Source organism: Thermostichus sp. MS-CIW-15, assembly GCF_054060575.1.
Genome location: NZ_JBSSDI010000048.1, coordinates 1 through 14,112, shown reverse-complemented (window position 1 = coordinate 14,112; position 14,112 = coordinate 1). Strand labels below are relative to the sequence as shown.

Below are 14,112 nucleotides of genomic sequence, written 5' to 3'. Positions count from 1 at the left end.
TTTACATACCTAGCCATACCAAGCAGCCATACTGAACATACTGGGCATTATTTTCAGTATAGTCCAGCATATCATTGACTAGAGTCATGCTCCTTACCGCTGGGTGAGGGCGGCCAGGAGCGATTGCACCTGCTGGACATGGGCGCTGGCCGTGGAGCCCCTTTCTTGATATTGAGCCAGCTCTGCCTCCAACTGAGCCAGTTGTTCCGCTAACTCCGCCCAGCGATCTCGCTCGGGGTAGAGGGTGGCCTGCAGATGGTTGAGGCGGCCCCAGGTTTCTGCCATCGCCTGGGTGCGGGCCCGCAGGGATCCCTCCTCTTGCTGCAACTGTTGCCACTGCTGCTGCAATTCCTGCTGCTGGCGGGCCAGTTGCTCTTGTTGAAAGGGCAGAGAGGATTCCAGTTGGTGGACGAGGGTTTGCAGGCGGCTTTTTTCTTGGAGAAGCTCCTGCTTCTGGCTGCCGATCTGCTCCAGGATCGGCCCGATATCGACCTGAACTGGGGCGGCAGCCTGATTTTGAAGCTGCCTAAGGCGGGCTTCCTGGCGGGCCAGCTCCTCGTATTCCCGTTGCAGGTTTTTCTCCTGAGGCAGCAGGGCTTCCTCTAGGGCGCTGCAGGCAGACTGGGCGTAGTCGATATCCAGTTCGATGTCGAACCGCTCCTCCGGAGAGGCGGTGGCCAGCCGCTCTTGCAGCTCCCGCAGGGTTTGCCGGTTTTGCTCCAGCTCGGCCCGCTGTTGGCTGACTTGGGCTGCCCGCTGCTCGTAATCTCGGCGCAGTTGGCTCACCAAGGCCGCCAGCTCCTCGACCGAGATCGCAGACCCTGAGGCACCTGACCCGCCGTTGCTGCTGCCATCGACGATGAAGTCGTACTCCTGCACCAGGCGATAGGCTTTTTGGTACAAGCTCTCTTGGGATTGCAACTGCTGAAGGATCCTCTGCAGTTGCTCCTGATAGGCTCGCAGGGATCCCTGGCGGGCATGCCATTCGGCTTGGCTCTGCTCCAGGGATCGTTGGGATCCCCACCAGGCGGCGCAGCGCTCCCGCCAGGCATGGTAGTCTCGATCCAGCTCCTCCTGTTGAGCGTGGGCCTGCTGACGTTCTTGCTCCAGTTGGGCAATCTCTTGATTGAAGTGATCCTGCTGCTGCTGAACCTGGCTTTTTAAACTCTGGAGAAGAGCCAAGGGATTCGCGGAGAAATGTAAACTCTCCTGAACTTCTTGCAACAAAATCTGGAGCTGGACCGCTTCTGCTTCCCTCAGCCGGCTGGAGCGGGCCTCTTGCAACTGAGCTTCCAGTTCCTGCCGTTGCCGGTTCAGGGCTTCTCGCTGTTCTCCGATCAGGCGCTGCTGCTCGGCCAGGTAGGCCTGCTGGGCTGCCAACTCCTCTTTGAGGCTGTCTAGAAGCTTGCGCTCTTCCTCCACGCCCTTGTATTGCTCGTACAGCCGCCGCACCTCCTCTTCTTGGGCTGCCAGCTCCATCTCGCGGCGGGTCAGCTCATGCGCCTGAAAGGTGAGGGACTTGCGCCAATTTTCAATCTCTTCCTCTTGGCTGCGGGCTTTGAGCTGAAGTTGGCTGAAGTTTTGTAGGTAGGTCACCAGTTGGCGAGCGGCTTCGTTGATGCGGGTAATCTGACGGCTGCCTGTGATTTCTGCCAGCACCAAGGCCCCATCCTTGAAGCGCCCGGCCTCCTGGGCGATGCGGCCCTCTAGAGTAATCGATTCTTCGTTCACGGCCACCCAGGTGTTGTCCTGCTGCTGCTTGGCTAGCAATTGCAGCGACGATTTGGCAAACCCAATCGGCTTGGATAGCTCTGCCAGGTACAGCACGCCCGAACTCCTTCAAAACAGCATGGACAGCAATATCCCAAACTCTGCCTCAGCCGAGCCTTTGCCCACAGTTGGGCAAGATGGGGAGACGAAACGGCTGCCGGAGCAAGGCACCCCGGGGCGCGAAAACCTGCGTCAAGCCTCTCGCTTGACCCGGGTTGACTTGGATCTGTCTCGAGCCATCTCGTCCTGAGCAGCACCTTTGTCTTGCCTCAAGCAGCGCTTCCGCCGGCTCTCTGCTTAACTGGCAGTCTAACCGGCATCGGCTGCTGCTCAGCCCTAAACTCAACCATAGAGTAAAAAAAACACCTTTGCCAGAGGCGGTTTGGGGATATTCGGAGTAGCTATTCAAACCGACAGCAGCACACTAGAGTAGTTTAGGGTGAGGTGTAGAGTTCTGTTCAGGGGTGGTATGGAGCTGGAAGGTGAGCTGCTTGCCGTTCGTCGGCGTTCTCCTGCCCCGCCGGTGGTGGTGGCCTCGCAGGTGTACCGGACAAAGGCTCCAGAGGCCGAGCCACGCCACATTTTGGAGGAGATCGTCTGGCACAAAGAGCAGGAGGTGGAGCGCCAACGGGAACAGCTTCCTCTGAAGCAATTGCAGCAGCAACTGGAGCAAGCGCCACCGGTGCGGGATTTTGTGGCGGCCCTCACCCAATCCCCTCACCCCGTTTCCCTTATCGCTGAGGTGAAAAAAGCTTCCCCCAGCCGTGGGGTTCTCCGCGATCCCTTTGATCCGGTGGCCATTGCCCAAAGCTACGAGGCGGCGGGAGCCAGTTGCCTGTCGGTGCTCACGGATGAGCGGTTTTTTCAGGGCAGCGGCGAGTACTTGCGCCAGATCCGCCAGGCGGTAGGGATCCCCATCTTGTGCAAGGAGTTCATCCTCTACCCTTACCAAATCCTCTGGGCCCGCACTCTGGGAGCGGATGCGGTGCTGTTGATTGCCGCCATTCTCTCGGATGCGGACTTGGGCTATTTTCTCAAGCTCATTCAGCAACTGGGCATGGCGGCTCTGTTGGAGGTGCACACTTGCCAAGAGTTGCAGCGGGTTTTGGCCTTGCCGCACCTGCAACAGGCCAAAGGACGGGTGCTGATCGGCATCAACAATCGGGATCTCAAAACCTTTGCGGTGGACTTGAACACGACGCGGGATCTCTTGGTCGCCCATCGGGAGCGCCTCGGCGATCTGCCGGTGGTCAGCGAGTCTGGCATCCACACCCCTGCTGACTTGCAGCAGTTGCGCAGTTGGGGGGTGCGCGCTGTGCTGGTGGGGGAAGCGCTGGTAACGCAGCCGGATCCCGGCCAAGCCGTCCGCTCCCTGTTGTCATCCCAGTAAGCCCAGGATTGTCAATGGATCCCAAGAAGGGCCTAGATCGATGAAACGTATTCCTGTGCCGGCTCACGTCCACTACGAATTTCTGCTGCGGGTTCTCGAGCGGCAAACGTTTCCCACTGTCGAAGAGCAGGATTTCGGCAACCGAGGCCGCACGCAAGAGCTGATCAACTCTCTGCGCAAAGCCCTGACCCAACAGTTGCAACTGGAAGAGGACTGGCGACAGCGGGGCTATCAGGTGGACTACCGCTGGAACATAGAGGAGCCTCAGCCACCCTCTTGACCTTCCAGCCCACTGGAAGGTTTAGCATCAAGCTGGTGGCATTGGGCTGGGGAGGTTTCCCAGGATGCAAGTTGTTTTGACGGTGCCGAAGCTGGCCTGCTCCGCTTGTGTGGACACCATCACGCAGGCGGTGCGGCAACAGGATCCCCAGGCGCAGGTGGAGGCGGATCCCAAGACCAAGCAGGTGCGGATTACGTCTGAGCAGCCGGAAAGTGTCTGGCGGCAGGTGCTCGCCCAAGTGGGCTATCCGCCGGCCTAGCGATTTTTCCCTTGCCCGTCGGCAGTAGCGGGACAAGGTTCACAGGTGTGGTTTTCCCCTGGTTGGGGGAAAGAGGGCTTTTGCTATTAATTTTTGCTCTGAGGACAGCCATGTCTGATTCGGGTTCCCATTCCGCTGCCCCCGGCCTGTCCGCCTCATCTGCTGGCGGCACTTGGCGCTTGGCTATCCAGGGCATGAGCTGCGCCTCCTGCACTGCCGTCATTGAACAGGCCCTCAGTCGCGTGCGGGGCGTTACGGCACAAGCGGTCAACTTTGCCAGCGAGCAGGCCATCGTGCGAGGGGATCCCCGGCTGGTGAATCCGCAAGCCTTGATCCGGGCGGTGGAGCAGGCGGGGTATCAGGCGCGCCTTATCCAGGAGGATTGGCAGCTGGACGATCTGTCGGATCCAGAGCGGATCGCCCAACGGGCCGCAGAACGGGAACTGAAGCTCAAGGTGGCGATAGGGGTGGGCATCAGCACGGTGCTGGTGATCGGATCCCTGCCGATGATGCTGGGGATGGACATCCCGGGCTTTCCCATGTGGCTGCACAATCCTGGGTTGCAGTTGCTGCTGACGGCGCCGGTGCAGTTTTGGGTGGGCAAGCATTTTTATCGAGGCGCTTGGGCCGCTTGGCAACGGCGCTCGGCGGATATGAACACGCTGGTGGCCTTGGGGACGAGCGCGGCTTTCTTCTATTCCATTTTCCCAACGGTTTTCCCCGACTATTTTCACCGGCAAGGACTGCACCCGGATGTCTATTATGAGGTGTCGGCGGTGGTCACCACCCTGATTCTGGTGGGCAAGTGGATGGAGCAACGGGCCAAAAGGCAAACCTCTGAGGCCATTCGCAAGCTGATCGGGCTGCAACCGAAAACGGCAAGGGTAATTCGCCAGGGGGTGGAGCAGGATATTCCGATTCGGGAAGTGCAGGTGGGGGATCGGATCCGGGTGCGCCCCGGCGAGAAGGTGCCGGTGGATGGGGTAATCCTAGAGGGATCCTCCACCCTCGACGAGTCGATGGTGACCGGCGAGAGCCTGCCTGTTGTCAAATCGGCGGGGGATGAGGTGATTGGGGCAACGCTGAATCAGACGGGCAGCTTTGTGATGGAAGCGCGGCGGGTGGGCAAAGACACAGTTCTGGCCCAGATCGTGCGCTTGGTGCAGGAAGCTCAGGGATCCAAAGCTCCGATTCAACAGTTGGCGGATCGGGTCACCTCCTGGTTTGTGCCGGCGGTGATTGGGGTGGCAGTTCTAACTTTTGTGCTCTGGTGGGTGCTGGCCGATAACCCGACACTGGCCTTGGTGAACACAATTGGGGTGCTGATCATCGCCTGCCCTTGCGCGCTGGGGTTGGCGACCCCCACCTCGATCCTGGTGGCCGTGGGACGAGGGGCGGAATTGGGGATCCTGGTGAAAAGTGCCGACAGCCTGGAATTGGCCCACGACTTGCGCACGGTGGTCTTGGACAAAACCGGCACCCTGACCGAAGGTCGTCCCACTGTCACCGATATTTGGGCTAATGGCTCCTCTCCCCTGACGGTGTTGCGCCTGGCAGCGGCAGTGGAGCGGCACTCGGAACATCCTTTGGCCCAGGCGGTGGTGCAGAAAGCCGAAGCGGAAAAAATTGCCATCCCTCCTGCCCAGCATTTTCAGGCAAGGATAGGCAGTGGGGCAGAAGCCTGGGTGGAAGACCAGTGGATCCGCATCGGTCGGCTGAGCTGGCTACAGGAGATGGGGATCCCTTGGGATCCCTCTTGGTCAGAGCGGGTTCAGAATTGGGAAAGCCAGGGCAAAACGGTGATCGGCGTAGCGCAATCCCAGAGTCTGGTGGGGCTGTTGGCCATTGCCGATCCGCTCAAACCCACCTCTCCTGAGGCAGTGCAACAGCTGCAACAGATGGGTCTAGAGGTGATCCTGCTGACCGGGGATAACCCCACCACGGCCCAAGCGGTTGCTCGGCAAGCAGGCATTCAGCGGGTAATTGCCCAAGTCCGTCCGGATCAGAAGGCAGCTTACATACGCAGCCTAAGACAACCGCGACGGCGGGTGGCGATGGTGGGAGATGGCATTAACGATGCTCCAGCTCTGGCAGAAGCTGATGTGGGGATCGCCATCGGTACGGGTACGGATGTGGCGATGGCCGCCAGCGATATTACCCTCATGTCGGGGGATCTGCGGGGAGTCGCCACTGCCATTCAACTCAGTCGGGCCACCCTCAACAACATCCGCCAGAACCTCTTCTTCGCCTTTATCTACAATACGCTGGGGATCCCGATTGCCGCTGGGGCGCTCTATCCCTTTACAGGCTGGTTGCTCAACCCTATGCTGGCGGGGGCAGCCATGGCCCTGAGTTCCGTTTCGGTGGTCGCCAATGCCCTGCGCCTGCGACACTTTCAGCCCCCCAGACCAGCGGGCCGGCGTTAGGCCCTCTCCCAGGGGCAAGGGGGATTAGCGCGGCAACAGTTTTGCTGCCCTTTGAGCATGAGTCTGCCGTACCGCTCATGCCTCAGGGCTATCTTCTGGCAGACAAGGACATCCCCCCCAGGGGGCTTGGTGAACGACAAGCGGCAAGCTAACCTAAAAGGCTCAGGCAGACTGGGGAAAGCGCGGTGCAAATCCGCCACTGTGACGCAACTGTGATGGGATCCCTCCCTCAGCCAGAACACCCACCTGCCGTTGTCCTGTACCCCTTGCGATTCACAAGGAACGGAGTTTTTTGTGTTGGATGTCCTCAGTTTTTCCCCTCCCCGTGCGGTTGGGCAGTTTTCTTCTCCTGCCTTGCCCCTGTTGCTCATCGGCCATGGATCCCGTGACCCTGAAGGGCAGCAAGCCTTTCTGGAGCTGGCCCAAGTTTATCAATCCCTCACCCCCCATCGGCCGGTGATCCCCTGCTTTTTGGAGCTAGCCCAGCCCAGTATTGCCCAGGGGGTGGAACAATGCTTGGCCCAAGGGTGGCAGGAGATCGTGGCCCTGCCGCTGCTGCTTTTTGGGGCGCGCCACAACAAGTTCGACGTGACGGTGGAGCTGGATCGTCTGCAGGCCCTCCACCCGCAGTTGCGCATCCACTACGGCGGGCCGCTGGGGATCCGGGTCGAGATCTTGCAACTGTTGCGGGAGCGATTGGCCACTCTGCTGGCTGCCCAGCCGCAGCAGATCCCAGGGGCGGAAACGGTGTTGCTGTTTGTCGGTCGCGGCTCCAGCGATCCCGAAGCCAATGCCGAAGCCTGTAAGCTGGCCCGGCTGCTTTGGGAAGGATCCGGGTTTGCTGCCGTGGAAACCTGCTTTATCGGCATCACCCATCCCCGCCTGCCGGTGGGTCTGGAGCGGGCCCTCTCTTGGCAGCCGCGCCGGGTGGTTGTGCTGCCCTATTTTCTCTTTACAGGGGTGCTGGTGAAAAAAATCGAGGCGGCGGTGCAAGAACGGCGACGCCAATACCCCGAGATCGACTGGCTGATGCTGCCGGAATTGGGCCTTGTGGACGCGGTGCTGCACAGCCTGCAGCAACTGGAGCAGGAAGCTCTCCAGGGCCAAACCCTGATGAACTGCCACCTCTGCAAGTTTCGCCTGGCGGTGAGCGCAGAGCTGGGAGCGGGGCATACTCATCACCATGACCATGACTCCTATGGGCACGGATCCCATCACCATCACTCTCACCATCACCACAACCACGGCCATACCCCCGCAGCAGCAGCGGATCCCTGGGCCGAATTGCAGAGCTACCACCAGCGGGCTTGGCAAGTGCCCTAAGCGAGAAACAGAGGCTGCCGGCGGGATAAACTGAGATGCAGGCAGGCGATCTGTGAACCTGACCTCTGGTTCTCCTGCTCCGGTGGTTCTGCTAGCGAAAAAACAGAAACGATGATGTTCTCCCGCTCCTCTTGGGTCTCAGGTGCCGCTGCCGCGGGGAGCGGGATCTTTGTCTTCGCGTTGGTGGTGGGCCTGCTGGATCAGATCCTGCCGACCCTGCCCAAGGTTTCCCTGTCCTTGGCTGGGATCCCTGGGCTCCTGGCTGCAATTGGGGCCTCCTACGGGGTTTGGCGGCTGGTTCAGATGGGTCTGCAGTCGCATTCCTGGCCTGACTTTCGAGAATCGCTGTTGGCGGCTGTGTCTCCCTTTGATCCCGCCGATTATGGCGGCAACCCTCGGCAACCCGAGGAGGATTCTCTCCCTTTGCAGTCGGTTGACGAGGATCCTCAAACCCAGATCCGCGATCGACAAATTCTTGATCAAGCTGAGCAGCAGACGGAAACTGAAACCGAAGTAAGCGAACACACTCAAGTAAGACTGCAGGGCGAGCAGCACCAGGATCAAGCTTCGCAGGCCAAGGCCCAACAGTTGCAGCCCCTACAAGAATTGTCATCACCTTCTTCCCCAAGCCCTGAGTCGGCAAAACCCACACCAGAGCCAGAGCTCAACCAAAAACTTCGCCAACTCCAGATGCAGGTCGCCACTCTGAAAATAGAACTGGAACTCCAAGAAATCCAACTGCAGCAGTTGGAGGTGAGGCGGACTCGGCTTCAGCAGCAGAAGCAGAAACTCAAGCACGTTCTGCGTCGCACGGCGTCCGAAAATCAAAGGCTGCGCTTCTTACAGGAGCAAAAAGCCCGGCAACTGGAGCAAACTCAGCAAGAGCTGCAAGCTTTGCGGGAGTCCTACCGCGCCTTGCAAGTTCTACAGGAAATAAGCTCCACCCTAACCCAAAACCCATCTCACGAAAGGGCGGAAACGGAGTCCTCTGGATCCTCCGACTAGCCGACCCGCTTTAGAACAAATACACTCCCCTCGCTGCCCCGACCCAGCCGCAAGTCTTCATCCAAATAGGTGATATCCAGCCAACCCCTTGGCTCGCGGCGGCGAACGTCGATCTGCACCGCCGGGATCCGTTTGGGATCCCGCTCGAGCAGATAGAGAAAACTCTCGATCTCGTAGCTCATCAAGGCCTGGGATCCGAGCACCAAGCGCTCGAAAATGACCCTGACCCGGCATTCCGACTCTGGGTAGAAGCGGGCCGCCACCGCCACAACTCCCCGGGGCAGCCAAGCCTGCAGCCAGCCGGATCCCTGGATCTCCGCCACGTTAAAGACCCGCCCAGCTTTGGCCCGAATGCACTGGTAGATCTCGCCGGTGGTCAGAAGGGGCAACTGGGCCAGCCGCAGCAGGTCTGTGCTGGTGGTAAATAGGGTAAGCCAGTTCCCCTCCAACTGTTCAGGAACAGAGGTTGGCCTGGGGGTGGGGTTGAGCGCCTCCAAAGCAGCAATGTGAGACAAGATCTGGGCTTTCTGGTCAGGGGAAACCTTCCGGCCTCGGTCAGCCCCCTCCAGCAGGCGCAACAGGGCCAGCTTTTGCTCAGCCAAAGACTCAGGCATGGGCACACTCCACAGGCACCGGCCCTATTCTAGAGAACACGGGATCCCTCTGCCCTCAACCCTCCGCTTCCACCGGCTTCAGATTTAGATTTATTAGATCCGCCACCTGCTCGTACCCCAAGCCGGCCCGCACCAGCAGCGGCTCCGGCCCCGTGAGATCGATCACCGTCGAGACCTGGGCCCGATAGGGAGCCTCGTCATCCAGCACCAAATCCACCTGTTTCTCCAACTGTCGCATTTCCTCGGCGGTAAAGATTCCCCCCTCTTCCCAATCCCCAGCAGAGTCAAAACCCACCTCCAAAGAGCCGACGGGATCCCCGCCCAGCTTGGCCGAGGTGGAGACGATGGGATTGCCCAGCTCGGCCAACAGCGCCTGACAGATGGCCGAATCGGGCACGCGGATGCCGGTGGTTTTCCGCTTGGGATCCATGACCAACTTGGGCACCAGCTTGGTGGCCGGCAGCAAAAACGTAAACGGGCCCGGGATCAGCCGCCGCATCAGCCGATAGGCGGGATCGCTCACTTGGGCATACTGGGCAATTTGGGAAAGCGAAGGGCACAAAAAGGTGAGGGGCTTGTCGTTGGAAAGCCGCTTGAGACGCCTTACCCGCTCCACCGCCTGCTTGTGGGTGACATCGCAGCCAATGGCATAGACCGTATCGGTGGGGTAAAGCATGACCGCCCCTTCCCCCAGAGCGGCTGCAATCCGTTGGATGGAACGGGCCTGGGGATGCTGTGGATGGAGCTTAAAATACTCGGCCATTCGGGAGAAAAAAGCAAAACCTCAAGACTCGGAGCGGCTAGGGCTTTCCACCACTTCCGCAACTCCCCCAGAACGAGGGGTAGGCGGCACCGACAGGGATCCCTGCGGCCAATCTTTTAGCCGTTGCATCAGCGCTTGAATATGCAGACGAGGCAAATAGGGCCAGTCGCCTGCTTCCTCCAAATCCTGAAGCACCCGATAGAGCTCTTGCCGGGTGTTGGGCAAAGACTCTCGGAAGGCCCCCTCCAAAATCGTGCGGTGCAGATCCTCCAACAACCGCAGGAGCATCAACAGCTCCACACAAGCTCCCGCCCTCGCCTGGGCCGCCTGCTCAATGGCCAACTTGATCTGGCGCAAATCGGGGGGCAGATCCTCCGCCGAGATATACATAGCCGCTCATCTCTGAGTTTTGGGAAGGCAGGGGCACTCCTATTCTAAGATTCTCCTGCCCCCGAACTGGCTGGATTTTGCTAGCCGCCGCGGGTCGATGGAGATCCGGATCCCGGCCCAGGCACTGCCACACCCGCTGCAACAAGGGCTCCAGCCCCTGCCTGGCAACCGCCGAGATGGCCGATACCGGGGCACCGGCAGCCATTGACAGCCGCTGGGTGCGCTCGCTCACCTCCTGGGGCTCAAGGGCATCGATCTTGTTCAAAACCACAATCTGCGGCTTGTCGCTTAGCCCGTGGCCGTAGGCGCGCAGCTCCTGCTGAATGATTTGGTAATCCCTGACGGGATCTGCTGCTGTGCCGTCCACCAGGTGGATCAACACCCGCGTGCGCTCCACATGGCGCAAAAAGTCGTGGCCCAACCCCACCCCTCGGTGTGCCCCCTCGATCAGTCCGGGAATGTCGGCAAACACCACCCCATCCCCGGCAGGATGGGGCACCACTCCCAAATTGGGCTGCAGGGTGGTGAAGGGGTAATCGGCGATCTTGGGCCGGGCGGACGAGACCACCGAGATCAGGGTGGATTTGCCCGCATTGGGCATACCGACGATCCCCACCTCGGCAATGAGCTTTAGCTCCAGGCGCAGGCGTCGCCGCTCTCCCGGTTGGCCCCTGGTAAATTGGCGGGGAGCCCGATTGTGGTTGCTGAGAAAATGGGCATTGCCCAGGCCGCCTTTCCCGCCCCGAGCCACCAGCAGCCGATCCCCAGGCTGCACCAGATCCCCCAGCAGCTCGCCGGTCTCTGTGTCGAACACCATTGTGCCGCAGGGCACCCGCACCAGCCGATCCGCACCACTGGCGCCACTGCGATGGTTGGGCCCCCCTTTGGCCCCATGTTCTGCCTTGATCACCGGCTGAAAGCGAAAATCCAACAAGGTCTGCAGGCCGGGATCTGCCACCAGGATCACCGAGCCGCCCCGTCCTCCATTGCCCCCTGAGGGCCCTCCGGCGGGCACATACTTTTCCCGGCGAAAGGCAACAATGCCATCTCCGCCGTTCCCCGCCTGCACTTCAATTTCCGCCTGGTCGATAAAGTGCAATCGCCCCTCTCCCACCTGTGGCCCTCTCTCTCTAGCTTGGCAGGATCGCGAGGAAGTTTGCCACAAAAGCTGCCCTCTTAAGCTACTATAGTATTTCCCAAGCCATTGCCTGTCCCGCCTGGGAGGGTGAGCGAGTATGGGAGCTGTTCCTTACAAGTTCAACTGCTAATTCGCATCAACTGCTCTGCTGTTACACCCCTATGAGTCGATTCACCGCTGCTGCCGATGTAGGTTTCACCACCGAGGACTTTGCCGCCCTCTTGGATAAGTACGACTATCACTTCAGCCCTGGCGAAATTGTAGCTGGCACGGTATTTTCGGTGGAGCCGGGCGGTGCGTTGATCGATATTGGGGCCAAGACGGCTGCCTTCCTGCCTTTGCAGGAGATGTCCATCAGCCGGATAGAGGATCCGCACGAGGTGCTGCAGCCGGGAGAGACGCGCGAGTTTTTTATCCTCACCGAAGAAAATGAAGAGGGGCAACTGACCCTCTCCATCCGCCGCATCGAGTACATGCGGGCCTGGGAGCGGGTGCGGCAGCTACAAAAAGAAGACGCCACGGTGCGGGCCACCATTTTTGCCACCAACCGCGGAGGCGCCCTGGTGCGTATTGAGGGACTGCGCGGCTTTATCCCCGGCTCCCACATCAGCAGCCGCAAGCCCAAGGAAGAGCTGGTGGGCGAAGAGCTGCCCCTGAAGTTTTTGGAGGTGGACGAAGACCGCAACCGACTGGTGTTGAGCCATCGCCGCGCCCTGGTGGAGCGGAAGATGAACAAGCTGGAGGTGGGCGAGGTAGTGGTCGGCACGGTGCGCGGCATCAAGCCTTACGGTGCCTTCATCGACATTGGCGGCGTCTCTGGCTTGCTGCACATTTCCGAGATCTCCCACGAGCATGTCGACACGCCTCACAGCGTCTTCAACGTCAACGACGAAGTGAAGGTGATGATCATCGACCTAGACGCAGAACGGGGTCGCATCTCGCTGTCTACCAAGCAACTGGAGCCCAATCCCGGCGACATGCTGCGAGATCCCAAGCTGGTTTACGAAAAAGCAGAAGAAATGGCGGCCAAGTACCGCGAGCAACTGCGGGCTGCCAAGCAAGGACAAGTCGAGGAGGCGCCGCTGGAGGTTTCGGAAGAGGAGCTGGAATACGCGGCTGCGGCGGTGGAGTAAAGCCATCTTGCGGAGAGCCTTCGGCGGCCAAGGCTTGCCGGTTTGTCTCTCCCTTAGCCTAGCTGGGATCCCTGGCCAAGAGGGGTGTCGGGTGCGGGTACAGCAGCGGTGAGAGTTTGCTTGTCCATGAGCGTTTGCGGCTACCTCTACACGCCCGCCCATGCCTCTTGGCCAGACCAGGAGCTGGCCTGGTTGAAAGCACACGGGGCCGATCCCATCTGGCACGACTGGGGATCCCGCATCCATCTGGAAGAGCTGTTGCAGGGCATTGCCGCCGGATCGGTGCAGCAGGTGCTGCTGGTGCGCCTGGCGGATCTGGGGGATCGAGTGGAGGAAGTCCACCAACGGCTATTGCAGATCCAACAAGCGGGGCTCCGCCTCAGCTTGGTCAACGAGTCCGGCCTGCACACCCCCAGCGCTGCTGCCGATTGGATCCCGCTGCTGGCCGAGCTCCCCCATCAATTGCAGAGCCGCCGCCTCTGCTGCAGCCAAGCCCAAAACCGTCTAGCGGGCAAGCCTCCCCCTGGGCCTGCCCCCTTTGGCTACCGCCGCGAAGGGGATCGCTACGCGCTGGATCGCCGCCAAGCCCCCATTGTTCAGGATTTTTTCCAGCACTTTCTTCTCTACGGATCCTTGCGCCAGGCGGTGCGCTTCATCGCTGAAAAACACCACAAGCGCATTTCGGTGGCCACCGGGCGCAACTGGCTGCTCAACCCGGTCTATCGTGGAGATCTGGCCTACGCCGACGGCACCGTTCTGCGCGATACCCACCCGGCTCTCCTCAGCCGCGCCGAGGCCGCCCAGATCGATCGCTGGCTCAAACGCAACCAAAAGATCCCGCGCCGCAGCGCCAGCGCCCCCCGCGCCTTGGCCGGCCTAGTCCATTGCCGCGTCTGCGGCAGCCTTCTGCGCATTGTGCAAACCACCCCTCGCAAGGCCAAGAAGAACGGCTCCTCCTACCTCTACCTGCGTTGCCAAACCTGTCGCTACAGCCTCCACTACGCCGCCGTTCTGCAGGAGGTGATCCGCCAAGTCTGCCAACAGCTCCCCCAGCGGGCCCAAAACCTGGATCGGCAGGCCCTGGATCAAACCCGCCAACAGCTCCAAGCCCAGATCCAAGCCAACAGCGAGCGGCTGCGACAACTGGAGGAGCTGCAGCAATCTGGACTAATGGACGAACCTGCCCTGGCCCAGCGCTGCTACCAGTTGCGGGCGGAAACGGCCCGCTTGGCCCAAAAGCTGGAACAGCTCCCCCCCGCCAACTTCCTCCAGATTGCCCAAACTCTCTCCATCCCGCCCTTCTGGCAAGACCTCAGCGAGAGTGAGCGCCGCGCCTACCTGCGGGAATTCCTGCGCAGGGTTGAGGTGGATTCTACAGGGGCCGTGCAGATGACCTTTGCCTTCGATCCCTAAGGGATCCCTTTTGAATTGCCGATTCCGCCGCTCCTCTGGACATTGAGACAATTCTTGAGACCCGCCCTCACACCGGGAACAGGGATCCCGCCAGCCGTCTCCATCGGGTTGACGGGAGCATGACTCTAGTCAATGATATGCTGGACTATACTGAAAATAATGCCCAGTATGTTCAGTATGGCTGCTTGGTATGGCTAGGTATGTAAAA

At 60.3% G+C, this 14,112-nt stretch carries 13 protein-coding genes and 1 riboswitch; of the genes, 8 read left to right on the top strand and 5 right to left on the bottom strand.

Going from position 1 to position 14,112, the window contains the following annotated elements; all coding sequences use genetic code 11:
* Positions 1-93: 93 nt before the first annotated feature.
* Positions 94-1,827 carry a pilus motility taxis protein HmpF gene (hmpF, locus tag ACVW0R_RS12775; protein WP_457502154.1) on the bottom strand — a complete coding sequence of 578 codons (1,734 nt, stop codon included), beginning with the start codon at positions 1,825-1,827 and terminating at the stop codon, positions 94-96.
* Between the two features lie 412 nt (positions 1,828-2,239).
* Here hmpF and trpC point away from each other — a divergent pair, with 412 nt between their 5' ends.
* The 6 genes from trpC (at position 2,240) to ACVW0R_RS12745 (ending at position 8,453) form a co-directional block, all read left to right on the top strand.
* Complete coding sequence (trpC, locus tag ACVW0R_RS12770; protein WP_011431168.1) at positions 2,240-3,160, top strand: indole-3-glycerol phosphate synthase TrpC; 921 nt, start codon at positions 2,240-2,242, stop codon at positions 3,158-3,160.
* A 40-nt stretch (positions 3,161-3,200) separates the two neighbouring features.
* Positions 3,201-3,440: a DUF5340 domain-containing protein gene (locus tag ACVW0R_RS12765; protein ID WP_011431169.1), complete on the top strand. Its 240-nt coding sequence runs from the start codon at positions 3,201-3,203 to the stop codon at positions 3,438-3,440.
* Positions 3,441-3,504: 64 nt separating this feature from the next.
* Complete coding sequence (locus ACVW0R_RS12760) at positions 3,505-3,699, top strand: heavy-metal-associated domain-containing protein (RefSeq protein ID WP_011431170.1); 195 nt, start codon at positions 3,505-3,507, stop codon at positions 3,697-3,699.
* A 110-nt stretch (positions 3,700-3,809) separates the two neighbouring features.
* The gene (locus ACVW0R_RS12755; protein WP_457502153.1) at positions 3,810-6,125 is read left to right on the top strand and encodes a heavy metal translocating P-type ATPase; all 2,316 of its coding nucleotides are present in this window, start codon (positions 3,810-3,812) and stop codon (positions 6,123-6,125) included.
* Between the two features lie 128 nt (positions 6,126-6,253).
* Positions 6,254-6,389, top strand: a riboswitch (cobalamin riboswitch).
* Positions 6,390-6,419: 30 nt separating this feature from the next.
* Positions 6,420-7,448: a sirohydrochlorin chelatase gene (locus ACVW0R_RS12750; protein ID WP_457502152.1), complete on the top strand. Its 1,029-nt coding sequence runs from the start codon at positions 6,420-6,422 to the stop codon at positions 7,446-7,448.
* 111 nt (positions 7,449-7,559) lie between these two features.
* Entirely contained in the window at positions 7,560-8,453 is an 894-nt protein-coding gene (locus ACVW0R_RS12745) for a hypothetical protein (RefSeq protein WP_457502151.1), read from the top strand.
* Here ACVW0R_RS12745 and ACVW0R_RS12740 read toward each other — a convergent pair.
* Genes ACVW0R_RS12740 through obgE form a run of 4 tightly spaced genes read right to left on the bottom strand, consistent with a single transcriptional unit; the run spans position 8,450 to position 11,319 of the window.
* Positions 8,450-9,067: a PAP/fibrillin family protein gene (locus ACVW0R_RS12740; protein ID WP_457502150.1), complete on the bottom strand. Its 618-nt coding sequence runs from the start codon at positions 9,065-9,067 to the stop codon at positions 8,450-8,452. The two genes, ACVW0R_RS12745 and ACVW0R_RS12740, sit on opposite strands and share 4 nt — an antisense overlap.
* A 55-nt stretch (positions 9,068-9,122) precedes the next feature.
* The gene (locus ACVW0R_RS12735; RefSeq protein WP_457502149.1) at positions 9,123-9,830 is read right to left on the bottom strand and encodes an L-threonylcarbamoyladenylate synthase; all 708 of its coding nucleotides are present in this window, start codon (positions 9,828-9,830) and stop codon (positions 9,123-9,125) included.
* A gap of 21 nt (positions 9,831-9,851) precedes the next feature.
* Positions 9,852-10,220 carry a hypothetical protein gene (locus ACVW0R_RS12730; RefSeq protein ID WP_228375305.1) on the bottom strand — a complete coding sequence of 123 codons (369 nt, stop codon included), beginning with the start codon at positions 10,218-10,220 and terminating at the stop codon, positions 9,852-9,854.
* The gene (gene obgE, locus ACVW0R_RS12725) at positions 10,162-11,319 is read right to left on the bottom strand and encodes a GTPase ObgE (protein WP_011431177.1); all 1,158 of its coding nucleotides are present in this window, start codon (positions 11,317-11,319) and stop codon (positions 10,162-10,164) included. Before obgE ends, ACVW0R_RS12730 begins: the two co-directional genes overlap by 59 nt.
* 200 nt (positions 11,320-11,519) lie before the next feature.
* Between obgE and ACVW0R_RS12720 the strand changes: the two genes are divergently transcribed.
* Both ACVW0R_RS12720 and ACVW0R_RS12715 read left to right on the top strand, forming a co-directional pair.
* Positions 11,520-12,491, top strand: a complete 972-nt coding sequence (locus tag ACVW0R_RS12720) for a 30S ribosomal protein S1 (protein WP_011431178.1) — start codon at positions 11,520-11,522, stop codon at positions 12,489-12,491.
* 126 nt (positions 12,492-12,617) lie between these two features.
* Positions 12,618-13,904, top strand: a complete 1,287-nt coding sequence (locus tag ACVW0R_RS12715; protein ID WP_011431180.1) for a recombinase family protein — start codon at positions 12,618-12,620, stop codon at positions 13,902-13,904.
* The last annotated feature ends 208 nt before the right edge of the window (positions 13,905-14,112 follow it).

Excerpts from the sequence above, each read along its gene's own strand:
- trpC (WP_011431168.1), top strand. The coding sequence starts at position 2,240 with ATGGAGCTGGAAGGTGAGCTGCTTGCCGTTCGTCGGCGTTCTCCTGCC.
- ACVW0R_RS12765 (WP_011431169.1), top strand. The coding sequence starts at position 3,201 with ATGAAACGTATTCCTGTGCCGGCTCACGTCCACTACGAATTTCTGCTG.
- ACVW0R_RS12760 (WP_011431170.1), top strand. The coding sequence starts at position 3,505 with ATGCAAGTTGTTTTGACGGTGCCGAAGCTGGCCTGCTCCGCTTGTGTG.
- ACVW0R_RS12755 (WP_457502153.1), top strand. The coding sequence starts at position 3,810 with ATGTCTGATTCGGGTTCCCATTCCGCTGCCCCCGGCCTGTCCGCCTCA.
- ACVW0R_RS12745 (WP_457502151.1), top strand. The coding sequence starts at position 7,560 with ATGATGTTCTCCCGCTCCTCTTGGGTCTCAGGTGCCGCTGCCGCGGGG.
- ACVW0R_RS12740 (WP_457502150.1), bottom strand. The coding sequence starts at position 9,067 with ATGCCTGAGTCTTTGGCTGAGCAAAAGCTGGCCCTGTTGCGCCTGCTG.
- ACVW0R_RS12735 (WP_457502149.1), bottom strand. The coding sequence starts at position 9,830 with ATGGCCGAGTATTTTAAGCTCCATCCACAGCATCCCCAGGCCCGTTCC.
- ACVW0R_RS12730 (WP_228375305.1), bottom strand. The coding sequence starts at position 10,220 with ATGTATATCTCGGCGGAGGATCTGCCCCCCGATTTGCGCCAGATCAAG.
- ACVW0R_RS12720 (WP_011431178.1), top strand. The coding sequence starts at position 11,520 with ATGAGTCGATTCACCGCTGCTGCCGATGTAGGTTTCACCACCGAGGAC.
- ACVW0R_RS12715 (WP_011431180.1), top strand. The coding sequence starts at position 12,618 with ATGAGCGTTTGCGGCTACCTCTACACGCCCGCCCATGCCTCTTGGCCA.